17 protein-coding genes are annotated in these 17,329 nt (G+C 64.1%); 10 read left to right on the top strand and 7 right to left on the bottom strand.

Features of this window, described 5'->3' with window-relative positions:
• Window positions 1-3 precede the first annotated feature (3 nt).
• Window positions 4-1,626 carry a methyl-accepting chemotaxis protein gene (locus tag ABIB24_RS05095; RefSeq protein WP_274079225.1) on the bottom strand — a complete coding sequence of 541 codons (1,623 nt, stop codon included), beginning with the start codon at window positions 1,624-1,626 and terminating at the stop codon, window positions 4-6.
• A 391-nt stretch (window positions 1,627-2,017) separates the two neighbouring features.
• Window positions 2,018-2,710: a tellurite resistance TerB family protein gene (locus tag ABIB24_RS05090; protein ID WP_354316178.1), complete on the bottom strand. Its 693-nt coding sequence runs from the start codon at window positions 2,708-2,710 to the stop codon at window positions 2,018-2,020.
• A gap of 216 nt (window positions 2,711-2,926) precedes the next feature.
• On the opposite strand from ABIB24_RS05090, the gene ydcS reads away from it, so the two are divergent.
• From ydcS to ABIB24_RS05055, 7 genes are all read left to right on the top strand, one after another.
• A complete protein-coding gene (ydcS, locus tag ABIB24_RS05085; protein WP_354316177.1) occupies window positions 2,927-4,078 on the top strand; it encodes a putative ABC transporter substrate-binding protein YdcS in 1,152 nt (383 codons plus the stop codon).
• 150 nt (window positions 4,079-4,228) lie between these two features.
• Window positions 4,229-5,260 carry an ABC transporter ATP-binding protein gene (locus tag ABIB24_RS05080; RefSeq protein WP_274079223.1) on the top strand — a complete coding sequence of 344 codons (1,032 nt, stop codon included), beginning with the start codon at window positions 4,229-4,231 and terminating at the stop codon, window positions 5,258-5,260.
• A gap of 1 nt (window position 5,261) precedes the next feature.
• Window positions 5,262-6,173, top strand: a complete 912-nt coding sequence (locus tag ABIB24_RS05075) for an ABC transporter permease (protein WP_274079222.1) — start codon at window positions 5,262-5,264, stop codon at window positions 6,171-6,173.
• Entirely contained in the window at window positions 6,163-6,969 is an 807-nt protein-coding gene (locus tag ABIB24_RS05070; RefSeq protein ID WP_025337926.1) for an ABC transporter permease, read from the top strand. Before ABIB24_RS05075 ends, ABIB24_RS05070 begins: the two co-directional genes overlap by 11 nt.
• Window positions 6,970-6,986: 17 nt before the next feature.
• Complete coding sequence (locus tag ABIB24_RS05065) at window positions 6,987-8,411, top strand: gamma-aminobutyraldehyde dehydrogenase (protein WP_137163108.1); 1,425 nt, start codon at window positions 6,987-6,989, stop codon at window positions 8,409-8,411.
• Window positions 8,412-8,539: 128 nt separating this feature from the next.
• Window positions 8,540-8,794: a type II toxin-antitoxin system HicA family toxin gene (locus ABIB24_RS05060; protein WP_075043950.1), complete on the top strand. Its 255-nt coding sequence runs from the start codon at window positions 8,540-8,542 to the stop codon at window positions 8,792-8,794.
• Window positions 8,791-9,123, top strand: coding sequence for a type II toxin-antitoxin system HicB family antitoxin (locus ABIB24_RS05055; RefSeq protein ID WP_013971202.1), 333 nt, complete (start codon window positions 8,791-8,793; stop codon window positions 9,121-9,123). Before ABIB24_RS05060 ends, ABIB24_RS05055 begins: the two co-directional genes overlap by 4 nt.
• A gap of 164 nt (window positions 9,124-9,287) precedes the next feature.
• Here the strand turns inward: ABIB24_RS05055 and ABIB24_RS05050 are convergent, their stop codons facing one another.
• The gene (locus tag ABIB24_RS05050; protein WP_274079221.1) at window positions 9,288-10,394 is read right to left on the bottom strand and encodes an NADH:flavin oxidoreductase/NADH oxidase; all 1,107 of its coding nucleotides are present in this window, start codon (window positions 10,392-10,394) and stop codon (window positions 9,288-9,290) included.
• A gap of 781 nt (window positions 10,395-11,175) precedes the next feature.
• On the opposite strand from ABIB24_RS05050, the gene ABIB24_RS05045 reads away from it, so the two are divergent.
• Complete coding sequence (locus tag ABIB24_RS05045) at window positions 11,176-11,439, top strand: DUF3077 domain-containing protein (RefSeq protein WP_025337923.1); 264 nt, start codon at window positions 11,176-11,178, stop codon at window positions 11,437-11,439.
• Window positions 11,440-11,620: 181 nt separating this feature from the next.
• Here the strand turns inward: ABIB24_RS05045 and recJ are convergent, their stop codons facing one another.
• Window positions 11,621-13,330 (bottom strand): single-stranded-DNA-specific exonuclease RecJ, encoded by a 1,710-nt coding sequence (recJ, locus tag ABIB24_RS05040; RefSeq protein WP_274079220.1) that lies wholly within the window; start codon window positions 13,328-13,330, stop codon window positions 11,621-11,623.
• A gap of 8 nt (window positions 13,331-13,338) precedes the next feature.
• Window positions 13,339-13,881, bottom strand: a complete 543-nt coding sequence (locus ABIB24_RS05035) for a YaeQ family protein (protein ID WP_013971198.1) — start codon at window positions 13,879-13,881, stop codon at window positions 13,339-13,341.
• Window positions 13,882-14,014: 133 nt separating this feature from the next.
• On the opposite strand from ABIB24_RS05035, the gene ABIB24_RS05030 reads away from it, so the two are divergent.
• Both ABIB24_RS05030 and ABIB24_RS05025 read left to right on the top strand, forming a co-directional pair.
• On the top strand, window positions 14,015-15,214 hold the full coding sequence (locus ABIB24_RS05030; RefSeq protein WP_085587608.1) for a CaiB/BaiF CoA transferase family protein: 1,200 nt from the start codon (window positions 14,015-14,017) through the stop codon (window positions 15,212-15,214).
• A gap of 20 nt (window positions 15,215-15,234) precedes the next feature.
• Window positions 15,235-16,110, top strand: a complete 876-nt coding sequence (locus ABIB24_RS05025) for a TIGR02285 family protein (protein WP_274079219.1) — start codon at window positions 15,235-15,237, stop codon at window positions 16,108-16,110.
• A gap of 285 nt (window positions 16,111-16,395) precedes the next feature.
• Here ABIB24_RS05025 and ABIB24_RS05020 read toward each other — a convergent pair whose 3' ends face one another.
• A complete protein-coding gene (locus tag ABIB24_RS05020) occupies window positions 16,396-16,677 on the bottom strand; it encodes a DUF3509 domain-containing protein (RefSeq protein WP_025337919.1) in 282 nt (93 codons plus the stop codon).
• Between the two features lie 79 nt (window positions 16,678-16,756).
• Window positions 16,757-17,176 (bottom strand): ANTAR domain-containing protein, encoded by a 420-nt coding sequence (locus ABIB24_RS05015; RefSeq protein ID WP_137163105.1) that lies wholly within the window; start codon window positions 17,174-17,176, stop codon window positions 16,757-16,759.
• Window positions 17,177-17,329: the final 153 nt, after the last annotated feature.

Below are 17,329 nucleotides of genomic sequence, written 5' to 3'. Positions count from 1 at the left end.
CAGTCAGACTTTGAAGCGCGACACGCCGCCACGCAGGCCAGCGGCCACCTGGCTCAGCTCATCGATGGCGAAACTGGCCTGGCGCAGCGACTCCACGGTCTGGGTGCTGGCATCGCTGAGCTGGGCCAGCGCCTGGTTGATCTGCTCGGCACCGGTGGCCTGTGCCTGCATGCCTTCGTTGACCATCAGCACTCGCGGTGCCAGGGCCTGCACCTGGTGGATGATCTGGCTGAGCTGTTCGCCCACCTGCTGCACTTCGAACATGCCGCGGCGCACTTCTTCGGAAAACTTGTCCATGCCCATGACCCCGGCCGACACCGCCGACTGGATCTCGCGCACCATCTGCTCGATATCGTAGGTGGCCACGGCGGTCTGGTCGGCCAGGCGGCGCACTTCGGTGGCTACCACGGCAAAGCCGCGGCCGTACTCGCCGGCCTTTTCCGCTTCGATGGCAGCGTTGAGCGACAGCAGGTTGGTCTGGTCGGCGACCTTGACGATGGTCACCACCATCTGGGTGATGTTGCTGGCCTTTTCGTTGAGGATGCCCAGCTTGGCGTTGACCAGGTCGGCGGCGCCCATCACCTGGTGCATGGTTTCTTCCATGCGTGCCAGGCCCTGCTGACCGGAACCGGCCAGGCTGGAGGCCTGGTCGGCGGCCGAGGTGACCTCGGTCATGGTGCGCACCAGGTCACGAGAAGTGGCGGCGATTTCCCGCGAGGTGGCGCCGATTTCGGTGGTGGTGGCGGCCGTTTCGGTGGCGGTGGCCTGCTGTTGCTTGGAGGTTGCGGCGATTTCGGTCACCGAGGTGGTCACCTGCACCGACGAACGCTGGGCCTGGGCCACCAGGTTGGCCAGGGCCTCGGCCATTTCGTTGAAGCCGCTTTCGATGGCGCCGAATTCGTCCTTGCGGTCCAGGCTCAGGCGCATGCTCAGGTCGCCCGAGCGCAGTTTGTCGAGGGCATGGACAATGCGCTGCATGGGCGCGGTGATGGCGCGCATCAGCAACAGGCCGCAGATACCGGCGGCGATGATCGCCAGCAGCAGCGAAACTATCATGCTGCCTTTGGCCGTGCTTACGGCGCCGACGATCTCGTTGGTGTCGGTGTCGGCGGAGGCGCGGTTGTGCTCGATCACTTCGTTCAGGTGCTTGCGGCCTTCGAGCCAGGCTGGGGTGAGCACATCGGTGATCAACCGCTGGGCTTCCGCATAGTTGCGCTGTCGATAGGCTTCCAGCACCTGGTCGACGATCTTGAGGTAGGCAACTTCCATCTGGATGAAGGCGTCGAAGCGCGCCTGGTCGTCATCATCCTGAATGGTGCCCTGGTAGCTGGCCATGTGCTCTTTCAGGCGGTCCTGGAAGCTCTTGAACAGCTCCGCGTCGGCCGAGGTGAATTCGCGGTGATTGGACAGCCCCACCAGCTGCTGGCTGGTGACGTAACTGTCGACCCAGGCACTGCGGATCATCGAGCTGTAGTAGAGGCCGGGAATGCTGTCGGTCCCCACTGCCTGCTCGGCGGATGCGATGGTCACCAACCGCGAGTAGGCGGCCACGATCATCAGCAGCATGATGGCGATGATCACGGCGAAACTTGCCAGGATCCGTTGGCGCAAGGTCCAGTTCTTCACATTCAGCCCTCAGGAATTCACAACGAGCGGGAAAAATCGCCGAAGTATAGCCCAGGCGCCCAGCGCTCATGCGGCTGAAATGTGGGAATGGAGTAAAAGCTACCGGGTGCTTGTCGCGATATTTTCAGCGCCTGTGAGATCGAGCGCCGCCCGCGCGGCGCTTCGCAGCGCAAGGCTGCTCCTACATCTGTTTCGGGCCAATCATTCCTGCACCGTAGGCGCGCGTCCCCTTGGCGTCCACCCCGATGTCATGCCGGACAAACAAGGCGGTCGCGTGCATTGGTACAGGCGTTACTGGCCCGAAACAGATGTAGGAGCAGCCTTGCGCTGCGAAGCGCCGCGCGGGCGGCGCTCGATCTCACAGACGCTGAAAATGTCGTGACAAGCGCTGCTACTGCACTACCGCCTGCCTTGCCTGGCTTTCCAGTTCCTGACGCAGGGCCGGGTCCAGGCGCAGCTGGCGGGCCAGTTCGTCCAGGTAGGCGCGCTCCATGAAGTTTTCCTGGTCGACCATCATCACGCTGGCCAGGTACATCTCGGCGGCCATTTCCGGCGTTTGCGCGGCACGGGCCACTTCGGCCGGGTCCAGCGGCTTGTTCAGCTCGGCATGCAGCCAGTGCTGCAACTCGCGGTCGTTGTCCAGGCGGGTGAATTCACCCTCGATCAGCGCACGCTCGCGTTCGTCGATATGGCCATCGGACTTGGCCGCCGCCACCAGCGCCCGCAGTACCGCCTGGCTGTGCAGCTCGGCCTGGGCCGGCGGCAGGCGGTCGACGGTCTGTGGCTCGGTGGCGGCCACCTGCTGGCGCGCCTGCCAGTTGCCGTAGGCCTTGTAGGCCAGCACACCGAGCGCGGCCAGGCCGCCATAGGTGAGGGCCTTGCCGCCATATTTGCGGGCCTTCTTGTTGCCCAGCAGCAAACCCATGGCGCCCGCCGCCAGGGCGCCGCCACCGGCACCGGAAAGCAGGCTGCCAAGGCCGCCGGCACTGGTGCCTGGCTTGCCAGCGCTGCCCTTGCCGGCCTGGCTGGCGAGCAAGTCCTGGCCGGACTTGAGCAACTGGTCGAGCAATCCCCGGGTATTCATCAAACGGTCTCCACGTTGGCCAAGGGAGCCGTCAGGTTAAGCCCTGCCCGCCCGATCGCCATGGGGGGATTTGCTTCCGGATGTTGCATTGGCTGGCAAAAAGCCAACTAGACTCGATATCGCCAATACCGCGCTAACCGCACCACGCTCATGACGATCGCTTCACGGCTTGCTTGATGACTGCCCCGACCAAAATCTCCAAGAAGAGGGAACACCATGTCAGTGCACAAGACCGCATTGCTCGGCGCAACCGCCTGCGCCGTGCTGGCCAGCGCCAGCCTGCAGGCTGCCGAACCGCCCAAGGCCCTGGGGCCCGGCGAGGGCCGCCTGGACATCGTCGCCTGGCCCGGCTACATCGAGCGCGGTGAAAGCGACAAGGCCTACGACTGGGTGACCGGCTTCGAGAAGGAAACCGGCTGCAAGGTCAGCGTCAAGACCGCCGCCACCTCGGACGAGATGGTCAGCCTGATGACCAAGGGCGGCTACGACCTGGTCACCGCCTCGGGCGATGCCTCGCTGCGGCTGATCGCGGGCAAGCGGGTACAGCCGATCAACACCGCCTTGATCTCCAACTGGAAGAACATCGACCCACGGCTGCAGAACGGTGGCTGGTACGTGGTCGACAAGCAGGTCTACGGCACCCCTTACCAATGGGGGCCGAACGTGCTGCTGTACAACACCGACGTGTTCAAGCAGGCGCCCACCAGCTGGGGCGTGCTGTTCGAGCCGCAGAACCTTCCCGACGGCAAGCCGAACAAGGGCCGCGTGCAGGCCTACGATGGGCCGATCTACATCGCCGATGCGGCGTTGTACCTGAAGGCGGCCAAGCCGGAGCTGGGCATCCAGGACCCGTACGAGCTGAGCGAAGCGCAGTACAAGGCCGTGCTGGAGCTGCTGCGCCAGCAGCAACCGCTGATCCACCGCTACTGGCATGACGCCACGGTGCAGATGAGCGACGTGAAGAACGAAGGCGTGGTTGCCTCCAGCTCCTGGGGCTACATGGTCAATGGCCTCAAGGCCGAGAAGCAGCCCGTGGCCTCGACCATTCCCAAGGAGGGCGCGACCGGCTGGGCCGACACCACCATGCTGCACAGCGAGGCCAAGCACCCCAACTGTGCCTACAAATGGATGGACTGGTCGCTTCAGCCGAAAGTACAGGGTGATGTGGCGGCCTGGTTCGGTTCGTTGCCGGCGGTGCCGGCGGCCTGCACCGGCAGCGAGCTGCTGGGGGCCGAGGGCTGCAAGACCAACGGTTTCGACAACTTCGACAAGATCGCCTTCTGGAAAACCCCGCAGGCCCAGGGCGGCAAGTTCGTGCCGTATAGCCGCTGGACCCAGGATTACATTGCGATCATGGGCGGGCGCTGAGGTTACCTGAATGCCTGTGCCGGCCTCTTCGCGGGTGAACCCGCTCCCACAGGTAAAGCACCACCCTTACAGGCGGTGATGAACCTGTAGGAGCGGGTTCACCCGCGAAGAGGCCAGCACAGGAGTAAGCCAGTTGTCCGGAGCCTATGCATGCCCCTAGCCGTCCAGTTCACCCAGGTTTCCCGCACCTTCGGCGAGGTCAAGGCCGTCGACCAGGTCAGCATCGACATCATCGATGGCGAATTCTTCTCCATGCTCGGCCCCTCTGGTTCGGGCAAGACCACCTGCCTGCGCCTGATCGCAGGCTTCGAGCAACCCACCAGCGGTTCGATCCGCATCCACGGTGTCGAGGCTGCGGGCGTACCGCCCTACCAGCGCGACGTCAACACCGTATTCCAGGACTACGCCCTGTTCCCGCACATGAACGTACTGGACAACATCGCCTACGGCCTGAAGGTAAAAGGCGTGGCCAAGGCCGAACGCCACAGCCGCGCCGAAGAAGCCCTGGCGATGGTGGCCCTGGCTGGCTACGGCGCACGCAAGCCAGCGCAGTTGTCCGGTGGCCAGCGCCAGCGCGTGGCGCTGGCCCGCGCGCTGGTCAACCGGCCACGGGTACTGCTGCTGGACGAGCCGCTTGGCGCGCTGGACCTTAAGTTGCGCGAACAGATGCAGGGCGAGCTGAAAAAGCTGCAGCGCCAGCTGGGCATCACCTTCATCTTCGTCACCCACGACCAGACCGAGGCGCTGTCGATGTCCGATCGCGTCGCAGTGTTCAACCGCGGCCGTATCGAGCAGGTCGACACCCCGCGCAACCTGTACATGCAGCCTGCCACCACCTTCGTCGCCGAATTCGTCGGCACCTCCAATGTGGTGCGTGGCGAACTGGCCATGGCCCTCAATGGCAGCCCGGCGCCCTTCTCCATCCGCCCCGAACACATCCGCCTCGGCGACCCGGCCACAGCCGGCCAGCACGTCCAGGTCAGCGGCCAGCTGCGCGATATCCAGTACCAGGGCAGTGCCACCCGCTACGAGCTGCAACTGGACAGCGGCCAGCTGCTGGCGGTGAGCCAGGCCAACGACCGCTGGCAGGCGCAAGCACAGGCCTGGCAACCCGGGCAACGGATACAGGCGCACTGGCCCCGCGAAGCCATGACGGTGCTGCAGGAAACCGAGGGCCGCTGACATGAGCACACTGCGCGGCCTGTCCAACCTGCTTTACCGGCGCCCCAACCTGTACCTGGCCCTGCTGCTGATCCCACCGCTGACCTGGTTCGGCGCGATCTACCTGGGTTCGCTGCTGAACCTGCTGTGGCAGGGCTTCTATACCTTCGACGACTTCACCATGGCGGTGACCCCGGACCTGACCCTGGGCAACTTCGCCGCGCTGTTCAACCCGTCGAACTTCGACATCATCTTGCGCACCTTGGGCATGGCGCTGGCGGTGTCGCTGGCCAGTGCGGTACTTGCCTTCCCCATCGCGTACTACATGGCGCGCTACACCAGCGGCAAGACCAAGGCGTTTTTCTATATCGCGGTGATGATGCCGATGTGGGCCAGCTACATCGTCAAGACCTACGCCTGGACCCTGCTGCTGGCCAAGGGTGGCGTGGCCCAATGGTTCGTCCAGCAACTGCACCTGGATACCCTGCTGCAAACGGTGCTGGCGGTGCCGGGCGTGGGCGGCAGCACGCTGTCGACTTCGCACCTGGGGCGCTTCATGGTGTTCGTGTACATCTGGCTGCCGTTCATGATCCTGCCGATCCAGGCCTCGCTGGAACGCTTGCCGCCATCGCTGCTGCAAGCCTCGGCAGACCTCGGCGCCCGGCCCGGGCAAACCTTCGTGCAGGTGATACTGCCGCTGTCGATCCCGGGCATTGCCGCCGGCTCGATCTTCACCTTCTCGCTGACCCTGGGCGACTTCATCGTGCCGCAGCTGATCGGCCCACCCGGCTACTTCATCGGCAGCATGGTCTATGCCCAGCAAGGGGCGATCGGCAACATGCCGATGGCCGCCGCGTTCACCCTAGTGCCGATCGTGCTGATCGCGGTGTACCTGTCCATCGTCAAGCGACTGGGGGCCTTCGATGCACTCTGAAAAAGCCTCGACCGGGCTGCGCCTGGCGGCCTGGGGCGGCTTGCTGTTCCTGCACTTCCCGATCCTGATCATCTTCCTGTATGCCTTCAACACCGAAGACGCGGCGTTCAGCTTCCCGCCCAAGGGCTTTACCCTGAAGTGGTTCGCCGTGGCCTTCGCCCGGCCCGATGTGCTGGAAGCGATCAAGCTGTCACTGCAAGTGGCCTGCCTGGCCACGCTGATCGCCCTGGTGCTCGGCACGCTGGCCTCGGCGGCGCTGTACCGGCGCAGCTTTTTCGGCAAGGAGAGCATTTCGCTGATGCTGATCCTGCCCATCGCCCTGCCCGGCATCATCACCGGTATCGCCCTGCTCTCGGCGTTCAAGACCCTGGGGATCGAGCCCGGGGTGTTCACCATCGTGGTCGGCCACGCCACGTTCTGCGTGGTGATCGTCTACAACAACGTGATCGCCCGCCTGCGGCGTACTTCGCAGAGCCTGATCGAAGCCTCGATGGACCTGGGCGCCGACGGCTGGCAGACCTTCCGCTACATCATCCTGCCCAACCTCGGCTCGGCGCTGCTGGCCGGTGGCATGCTGGCCTTTGCCCTGTCGTTCGACGAAATCATCGTCACCACCTTCACTGCCGGCCACGAACGCACCCTGCCGATCTGGCTGCTCAACCAGCTCAGCCGCCCGCGCGACGTGCCGGTGACCAACGTGGTCGCCATGCTGGTGATGCTGGTGACCATGCTGCCGATCCTTGGCGCCTATTACCTGACCCGTGGCGGTGAAAGCGTCGCGGGCAGCGGCAAATGACCCTGGAGGAGTCCCCGATGCAAACGCAGATGCTGATCAATGGCCAGCTGGTCGCTGGCGAAGGCCCGGCCTGGACCGTGCTCAACCCGGCGCTGGGCAGTGCCCTGGCGCAGATCAACGAAGCCAGCGAGGCCCAGGTGGACAGCGCCGTGCGCGCCGCCGACCAGGCCTTCGACAGCTGGTCGCAAACCAGCCCCAAGGAACGCTCGCAAGCCTTGCTGGCGCTGGCCGACGCTATCGAAGCCCATGGCGATGAACTGGCCCGACTGGAATCGCAGAACTGCGGCAAGCCGCTGAGCGCCGCGCTGAATGACGAGATCCCGGCAATTGCCGACGTGTTCCGCTACTTCGCCGGTGCGGCGCGCTGCCTGGGCGGCTCGGCAGCCGGCGAATACCTGCCGGGGCATACTTCGATGATCCGCCGCGACCCGCTGGGCGTGGTGGCCTCGATCGCACCGTGGAACTACCCGTTGATGATGCTGGCGTGGAAGATCGCCCCGGCCCTGGCTGCCGGCAACACGGTGGTGATCAAGCCCTCCGAGCTGACCCCGCTGACCGCCCTGCGCCTCGGCGAACTGGCCCAGGACCTGCTGCCACCGGGGGTGCTGAACATCCTCTTCGGCCGTGGCCAGACGGTCGGCAACCCGCTGGTCAACCACCCCAAGGTGCGCATGGTGTCGCTGACCGGCTCGATCCCCACCGGCGCTCACATCATCAGCGCCACCGCCGACAGCGTGAAACGCATGCACATGGAACTGGGCGGCAAGGCCCCGGTGCTGGTGTTCGACGATGCCGACATCGATGCCGCCATCGACGGCATCCGTACCTTCGGCTTCTACAACGCCGGCCAGGACTGCACCGCCGCCTGTCGGCTGTACGTGCAGGATGGCATCTATGATCGTTTCGTCGAACGCCTGGGGGCCGCAGTGGCCAGCCTAAAGCCAGGCCTGCAGGAAGCCGAGGACACCGAACTGGGGCCACTGATCAGTGCCCAGCACCGCGACAAGGTCGCAGGGCTGGTGCAACGGGCCATCGCCCAGCCGCACATTCGCCTGGTTACCGGTGGCAAGGTGATTGATGGCGACGGTTTCTTCTTCGAACCGACAGTGCTGGCCGATGCCCTGCAGGATGACGAAATCGTGCGCAACGAAGTATTCGGCCCGGTAGTGTCGGTGACCCGCTTCAACGACGAAGCGCAGGCACTGGAATGGGCCAACGACTCCAACTACGGCCTGGCCTCATCGGTATGGACCCGCGACACCGGCCGCGCCCACCGCCTGGCGGCGCGCCTGCAGTATGGCTGCACGTGGGTGAACACCCACTTCATGCTGGTCAGCGAAATGCCCCATGGCGGGCAGAAGCATTCGGGGTATGGCAAGGACATGTCAATGTATGGGCTGGAGGACTACACCTGTGTGCGGCATGTGATGATCAAGCATTAAGCGGTCGTGTTGACCGAGGGGCTTTGCATCCCCTCGGTCAACATCTCAGACGTTTCCTTCAAGCACGATCCCCTTCATCCTACTACTCATCCATTGAGCCCCTCTCATTGGTATCATAATCTGATACCATGAATAACCATCAGCAAGCCACACTCGAAGCAGTACTGAAAAAGCCGGTTCCCAGGACGCTGGAATGGGTGCGACTGGAGTCAATGTTGGTATCACTGGGTGCCCGGGTCATCGAAGGAAGAGGGTCACGGGTTCGCTTTGAACTCAATGGCGCTGTAGCAACCTTCCATCGCCCTCATCCGGACAGGCACGCCAAGCCCTATCAACTAAGAGACGCCCGCCAGTTCCTCGAGCAGGCAGGAGTAATACCATGAATGTCATGACCTACCGCGGCTACGCCGCTCGTATCGAATACAGCGACGAAGACCAGTTACTGATCGGCCATGTCGCAGGTATTCGCGATGTGATCGGTTTCCATGGCGAATCGATCAGTGAGCTGCGCCAGGCATTTGAAGACGCCGTGGACGATTATCTTGAGACTTGCCAACGCCTGGGCCGTGAGCCACAGAAAACCTACTCCGGCAAGCTCAGCCTGCGCCTGGAGCCTACCCTTCATGCCAGTGTGGCGGCCAAGGCCGAGCTGGCCGAGAAGAGTATCAACCAGTGGGTAAGCGATATTCTCAGCAAGGCTGCCTATAGCTGAATTGAGATGCCGACGCGGTCGTTGTAGGAGCGGCCTTGTGTCGCGAAAGGGCCGCAAAGCGGCCCCGGCAATATCAGCGGCAGAGCTGGAAACCTGGGGCCGCTTCGCAGCCCTTTCGCGACACAAGGCCGCTCCTACAACGACCGCGTAATGCTTGGGTCAGGTCAATCCCGCAGGTCCGACTCGTGAATCGGGTTGGCCCGGCTGGTGGCGCGCTGGTATTGCGCAGGCCAGGTAGCTTTGTTGCCGCCCAGGTCGTCGTCGGCATGCAGCGGCCAGTATGGGTCGCGCAGCAGCTCGCGGGCGAGGAAGATTATGTCGGCCTGGCCGGTGCGCAGAATGTGCTCGGCCTGGGCCGGTTCGGTGATCATGCCCACGGTGCCGGTGGCAATTTCCGATTCCTTGCGCACACGCTCGGCGAAGCGGGTCTGGTAGCCGGGCCCTGTGGGGATTTCGGCATTGACCGAGGTGCCGCCGGAGGACACGTCGATCAGGTCGACGCCCAAGCCACGCAGGCGGCGGGCCAGTTCGACGGTTTCATCCGGATTCCAGCCGTCCTCGACCCAGTCGGTCGCCGATACCCGCACGAACAGCGGTAACTCGGCAGGCCAGACCTTGCGCACGGCCTCGACCACCTCCAGGGTCAGGCGGATGCGGTTTTCGAAGCAACTGCCGTACTCGTCGCGACGCTGGTTGCTCAGCGGCGACAGGAACTGATGCAACAGGTAGCCATGGGCGGCGTGGATCTCGACCACCTTGAAACCGGCCTTCAGGGCGCGCTCGGTCGAGGCGACGAAGGCGGCGATCACCTGATCGATTTCATCCTTGGTCAATTCACGCGGCGCGGTGTGCTGCGGGTCGAAGGCGATTTTCGACGGGCCCACCGGCTGCCAGCCGCCCTCTTCGAGCTTGACGCTGCCTTGCTTGCCCAGCCACGGGCGATAGGTGCTGGCCTTGCGCCCGGCGTGAGCCAGCTGGATACCGGGCACGCTCCCCTGGGCGGTGATGAAACGGGTGATGCGTTGCAGCGGGGCGATCTGAGCGTCGTCCCACAGGCCGAGGTCTTCAGCGGTGATGCGGCCATCGGCGGTCACCGCCACGGCTTCAGTGATTACCAGGCCAGCGCCACCCACGGCGCGGCTGCCTAAATGGACGAGGTGCCAATCGTTGGCCAGGCCATCGACGGCGGAATACTGGCACATCGGCGAAACGGCGATGCGGTTGGGCAGGGTCAGCTGACGCAGGGTGTAAGGCTCGAGCAGCAGGCTCATGAGGGCACCTCCCAAGGACTCCAATGGTGATCCGGCCCGGACACTCAATTGCACGTCCCTGGCCCAGGTCCGGTCATAACTTCAGACTAGACCAGAATGGTTGGGGGGGAGGTTCCATGGGATTTCGGGTGGGATGCGAGGGGGGGGTTGGATCGAGAGTGGTGGCGCCTACGAGATCAAGCGCCGCCCGCGCGGCGCTTCGCAGCACAAGGCTGCTCCTACATCTGTTTCGGGCCAGTAACGCCTGTACCTGCGCACACGACCGCCTTGTTTGCCCGACGCAATATCGAGGTGGACGCCAGGGGGCGCGCGCCTTTGCCTCAGGATTAACTGGCCCGAAACAGATGTAGGAGCAGCCTTGTGCTGCGAAGCGCCGCGCGGGCGGCGCTTGATCTCCTAGGCGACATCACTCTCAAGGCAGGCACATGGCAGCCCTGACCGTCGCTAAAGGCAAGCCCTCTGACAGGCATTTCAGATATCCCCTACGAGTCGGATCTGGTGATACCTAGCCTGAGGAAATACCCTACATGTTCTGTCGACAGGCGTCTGATTGTTCCTGGAAACACTGCCACTTAGTCTTTTCAGGTCGCTGAAATCCAGCGATGCGGGTGTGGAAACCCGGTCAACCTTCAAGTTCCTGTCGTAATGGCAGCTGTGTGCGGGAGGCCTTTTGGCCTACCGGGTTCCTTGAAGGCCGGTTTTCCACCCTGCATACAGTTGCCGCCCTTCGTGTGGAAACGGCGGTGGCAACTCCTTTAACCTTCAAGGAATTGCTAGAAAAATGACTACAGAAGACACCCAGTTCACCGTCGGCAAGACCACTTTCTTTCAGGGTGAAAACCAGACCCACCCATTATTTCGCATCGAAGCGGGCATTCCGTGCCGAGACGCCCGTGATCAGGCTTCGGAATTGATGGGCTATGTGCGGGAGTTGACCATCGTCGGGCTGATGGATGAGAAGCCCATGATGATCTGGGCTGCGCACTATCTCAGTGCAATGGCCAAGGCGCTGATGGATGATGCCGAGTTAGGTATGGCGCGCTGAGTTTGATGTGATCATCGATCGCACATGGAGCACATTCGCCAGCCCGCCGCAGAGCCTTGTGGGCGGGTTTACCCGCGAAGCAGGCGACGCGGTGGATGGCACCGGCTTCGCCGGTGTTCGCGGGTGAACCCGCTCCCACAACGGGCCAACGCCAGGCCGTCAGCAGCGGCGGTATCTACCGTCAACGCGGCTCCATGTGGGCAATCATCAACTGCACACTTTCATTGCCACGAAACTCGTTCACATCCAGCTTGTACGCCAACTCGACCCAACGCACCGTCGGGTTCGGCCACACTTCGCGGTCAATGCCAAAGGCAATGCCGTCCAGCCGCACCGAGCCGCACTCGCTCTTGAGCACCACCTTCAGGTGCCGCTCGCCCACCACGCGCTGCTCCACCAGCTGGAACACGCCATGGAACAGCGGCTCGGGGAAGTGCTGCCCCCAGGGCCCGGCATGGCGCAGGGCCTTGGCCAGGTCGAGGTGGAACTCCTCCACCGCCAGGCTGCCGTCGGACAACAGCCGACCGGTCAGGTCCTCTTCGCGCAGCTGGCGTCGCACTTCTTCGTCGAACGCCTCGGCAAATGCCGGGAAATTGGCCTCAGGCAACGACAACCCCGCCGCCATCGCGTGGCCGCCGAACTTGCTGATCAACTGCGGGTGGCGCGCCGCCACGGCATCCAGCGCATCGCGAATATGGAACCCCGGCACCGAACGCGCCGACCCTTTGAGCATGCCCTCGCCAGCGTCGGCGAAAGCGATGGTCGGCCGGTGGTAACGCTCCTTCAGGCGCGAAGCCAGAATACCGATAACCCCCTGGTGCCAGTCGGCATCGAACAGGCACAGGCCATATGGCATCGACTCGACAGGCAGGTCCTTGAGCTGGGCCAGGGCCTCGCGCTGCATGCCCTGTTCGATGGACTTGCGGTCCTGGTTCAGGTCGTCCAGCTGCTGGGCCATGTCCTGGGCCAGGGCCGCGTCTTCACACAGCAGGCATTCGATGCCCAGGCTCATGTCGTCCAGGCGCCCGGCAGCGTTCAGCCGCGGGCCCAGGATGAAGCCAAGGTCGGTCGAGGTGATGCGCCGGTGATCGCGCCGGGCCACTTCAAGAATGGCCTTGAGCCCCGGCCGGGCGCGGCCGGCGCGAATGCGCTCGAGGCCCTGGTGCACCAGGATGCGGTTGTTGGCATCCAATGGCACCACGTCGGCGACGCTGCCCAGGGCAACCAGATCGAGCAATTCGCCGATGTTCGGCTGCGGCTGCGTATCGTAGCGCCCCAGGCTGCGCAGGCGCGCACGCAGGGCCATCAGCACGTAGAAGATCACCCCTACCCCGGCCAGCGCCTTGCTCGGGAAACTGCAGCCCGGCTGATTGGGGTTGATGATGGCGTCGGCGTCGGGCAACTCCGCACCCGGCAGGTGGTGGTCGGTGACCAGCACCTTGAGCCCGGCGGCCTTGGCGGCGGCCACACCGTCGACGCTGGAAATGCCGTTGTCCACGGTGATCAGCAGCTGCGGCTGGCGTTGCAGCGCCACCTCGACGATTTCCGGGGTCAGGCCGTAACCGTATTCGAAGCGGTTGGGCACAAGGTAGTCGACGTGGGCCGCGCCCAGCAGGCGCAGGCCCAGCACGCCGACAGTACTGGCAGTGGCGCCGTCGGCATCGAAGTCGCCGACGATGAGGATGCGCTGGCGCTGGTCGATAGCCTCGACCAGCAGATCCACACCGGCCTCGATGCCCTTCAGCTGCTGGTACGGCAGCAGGCGCGCGAGGCTTTTGTCCAGCTCGGCCTCGCTCTGCACGCCGCGCGCGGCGTACAGGCGGGTCAGCAAGGGTGGCAGGTTACCCAGGAATGGCAGGGTCGGCGGCAGCGGGCGAGGTTCGATACGCATGGGGTGCTTCAGCCGCGCTCACCAAGCAGCCACTCCAGCTGCACTTCGTGCTGGCCACGGTCGTCGGTGACGAACAAGGTGCCTTCACTGATCATCACGTCCCACTTGATGGTGCGGGGCATGTCGGTGGCGAGGGTTTCCAGCACCTCCTGCGGCACGGCGGCAATGCTCAGGTTCTTCAAGCCCTTGACCGCGTCCACCACCTTGTTCTGCCATACGCGCAGGCTGCCGTAGGCCAGCAGGCTGGTACGCTCGGTGCGGCGCGAGCACCAGGTCAGTCGGTCGGCGTCCGGCTGGCCCACTTCGATCCAGTGCAGGATGCGATCGTCCAGGCTCTTTTCCCACAGCGCCGCTTCGTCCACATCAGACAGGCCACGGCCGAACGACAGGTTCTCGTTGTACCACAGGGCGTAGGCCAGCAGGCGTACGGCCATGCGTTCTTCGGTTTCCGAAGGGTGGCGGGCGATGGTCTGACGGACGTTTTCGTACACGCCGCGGTCGAGGTCGGTCAGGTTCAGTTCGAATTTGTAGGTGGTGGACGGCTGGGCCATGGTCGACGGGCTTCTTGCGCAGAGAAAAAGTGACACAGTCTAACCGATACTGCCCTTCGTTGCCCCGCAGCAGTATCTGCCGCTTCGGACCTATGATAAAACCACGCATCTGCCCAGCTGCCACGGATGCCCCATGACTACGCCCAGCAAACCCCTCGCCGGTCTAAAAGTTGTCGAACTCGGCACCCTCATCGCTGGCCCGTTCGCCTCGCGCATCTGTGCCGAATTCGGCGCCGAGGTAGTCAAGGTCGAATCGCCCGATGGTGGCGACCCGTTGCGCAAATGGCGCAAGCTGTACGAGGGCACCTCGCTGTGGTGGTTCGTGCAGGCTCGCAACAAGCAGTCGCTCACCCTCAACCTCAAGCACCCAGAGGGCCGCGAGATTCTCAAGCGCCTGCTGGCCGACGCCGACATCCTGATCGAGAACTTCCGCCCGGGCGTGCTGGAAAAACTCGGCCTGGGCTGGGACGTGCTGCACGCGCTCAACCCGCGCCTGGTAATGGTGCGCCTGTCGGGCTTCGGCCAGACCGGGCCGATGAAGGACCAGCCGGGCTTCGGCGCCGTGGGCGAGTCGATGGGCGGCCTGCGCTACATCACCGGCTTCGACGACCGCCCACCGGTGCGCACGGGCATTTCCATCGGTGACTCGATTGCTGCCCTGTGGGGGGTGATCGGCGCACTGATGGCGCTGCGACACCGTGAAGTCAACGGCGGCCAGGGCCAAGTGGTGGACGTGGCCCTGTACGAAGCGATCTTCGCCATGATGGAAAGCATGGTCCCGGAGTTCGATGTGTTCGGTTTTATCCGCGAACGCACCGGCAACATCATGCCGGGCATCACGCCCTCCTCCATTCACACCAGCGCCGACGGCAAGCATGTGCAGATCGGCGCCAACGGCGATGCGATCTTCAAGCGCTTCATGCAGGCCATTGGCCGCACCGACCTGGCCGACGACCCGACCCTGGCCACCAACGATGGCCGCGACCTGCGCCGTGACGAGCTGTACGGGGTAATCGACCGCTGGGCCAACAGCCTGCCGCTGGAGCAACTGATACAGGTGCTGAACACCGCCGAAGTGCCGGCCAGCCGCATCTATTCGGCCGAGGACATGTTCAACGACCCGCAGTACCTGGCACGCGAAATGTTCCTGCAGGCCAAGCTGCCGGACGGCAAGCCATTCCGCATGCCGGGCATCGTGCCCAAGCTGTCGGACACCCCAGGCTCCACCGAGTGGGTAGGCCCGGCGCTGGGCGAACACACCGAAGCGCTGCTCGGCAACCTGGGCTACGACGCGGCGGCCATCGCCAGCCTGCGCGCAGCAGGCACGGTCTGACCCTGGCGCGGCCCTGGTCCATGCGCGCTGCCCGTTGCCTACGTCACCTGGTCCTGCTGTGCGGGCTGCTGCCCGCATTGCTGTTGCAGCCTGTCAGCGCCAAGGAGCGCCTCTTCTGGCTGGTACGCGACCTGCCGCCGTTCACCATTCTGGAAGGGCCGGAGAAAGGCCAAGGGGTGATCGACCAGCTGTTGCCCCTGCTGATCAGGCAGATGCCCGAGTACGACCACAGCATTCTGCGGGTCAACCGCGCCCGCGGCCTCCAGATGCTGCAGGACCCGAAAAGCTTCACCTGCGACCCGACCCTGCTGTGGACGCCGGAACGCGCCGAATATGTGAGGTTTTCCGTGCCTTCCCTGGGCGTACTCAGTGGCGGCCTGGTGCTGCGCAAGGACAGCGAGGCGCTGGTGGCGCCTTACCTCGACGGCCAGGAGGTAGACCTGCATGGCCTGCTGAGCAAGACCCCGCTGAAGCTGGGGGTTGTCGCCGAGCGCAGCTATGGCACGCAGATCGACGCCATCCTGCGCCAGTTGCCCGACACCGCGTTCAGCCGCCACTACGGCAACGACGCCACCGCCAACCTGCTACAGATGCAACAGCTCGGGCGCCTGCGCATGGTGCTCGGTTACTGGCCCGAAGTGCGCTACCTGGTGGAGCAGCAAGGCGGGGCACTGGCTGACTACCGGTTTCATCCTGTGCAAGGGGTGAACCGCTACCAGTTTCTGCATGTAGGTTGTTCGAACAGCGAGCTGGGGCGTGAAGCGATTGCGCACATCGACCAACTGCTGCCTGCCTTGCGCCGGGATGTGTTGCCGGGGTTGTATGCACGCTGGCTGGACCCGGCGTTGCAGGAAAGCTACCTGGAAGAGAGCAAGCGCTTCTTCGAAGACCACTAGCTGCCCGATCGGCCCCTGTAGGAGCGGCCTTGTGTCGCGATGGGGCGCGTAGCGGCCCCACATTTTCAGCTTCGCCGCGAAGATTGCCGGGGCCGCTTTGCGGCCCGTCGCGACACAAGGCCGCTCCTACAAGGATATGTGCCTGTCCCCCCAAAAAAAGAAACCCCGGGCGCTGGGGAAACACGCCCGGGGCCAAGCGAAAGCCCTTGGGGCTTCCCGTGACAGCCTTGCCAGCGCCGGAGCAAAGCACTGGCCCGGCTGCCCCTACAGTGTCTGATAAACCACTCAGGCAAAGGTTCCATGGGGTTGCTGGCGCTGCTGCAATGCCGCGATCACACAGGGCTGCAAACGCCCTTCGGCGATCTGCAGGTCGCGGTGCAGGCCATCCACCAGGTCGATCAACAGGCTTTGTTCCTGCAACTGGCGCTCGCTCACCGTGCGCCGCAGGGTGATGCCGGCGAGGCGGTCGTGAATGGTCAATTGGCGATTACCCTGGGCATCGGCGACGCCGAGGTGGGTCTGATAGGGGGTCAGGGCTTCGTTGAGCAGTCTGCAGATTCTTTCCATCCGGATCACTCGCTGCGTGGTGGGATATAGAGGAACTGACCAACAGACGCAGCGGAAAGTTCGTTACACCGCGGCTGCTTCAGTGAGCATGCGGGGCGGACGTGACAGTTTGAATACGCCGCCACGGGCGCGCCTGCAGTGCTTGCAGGGCACGCTGCAGGCTTGGCATCGACAGCGGCCAGGGCAGTTCGGCGAGCACCCACAGGCCCCGGTTTCTGGCCTCTTGGGCAAGGTTGTGGCGCTTGGGGGTAGCCTGGCCGACGAACAGCAAAGCGCGGGTTCGGTGCTGGTGTTCGAGCAAGGCAAGGCCGGCACGGGTTGGCATCGCGTGGTCGAGGATCAACAGATCGGGGCGGTGATCGGCGTTCAGGCAGGCGTCGAGGTCTGCGCTGGTTTCGCTGATGCGCACATGGAACATGCCTTGGGCGTTGAGGGCCTGGTGCAGGAGGATCTGATGGGATGGGCGAGCCTGGTGGATCAACACGTAGGGCTGGTGCATGAGCCGCTCCTGATGGGAGGACCGGCTAATTTAGGCTTTGCGCTGGGCGGGCCGAATAGGAAGTTTCTGATGGAGATGTGGGAAAAGGCCTAGATTTTGGGGCCGCTTTGCGGCCCATCGCGACACAAGGCCGCTCCTACAGGGGAACGCGAT

This window comes from Pseudomonas sp. UYEF17 (genome assembly GCF_040546125.1).
In the GTDB taxonomy this organism is placed as follows: Bacteria; Pseudomonadota; Gammaproteobacteria; order Pseudomonadales; family Pseudomonadaceae; genus Aquipseudomonas; species Aquipseudomonas putida_Z.
This window is presented reverse-complemented; position numbering and strand designations above follow the sequence as displayed.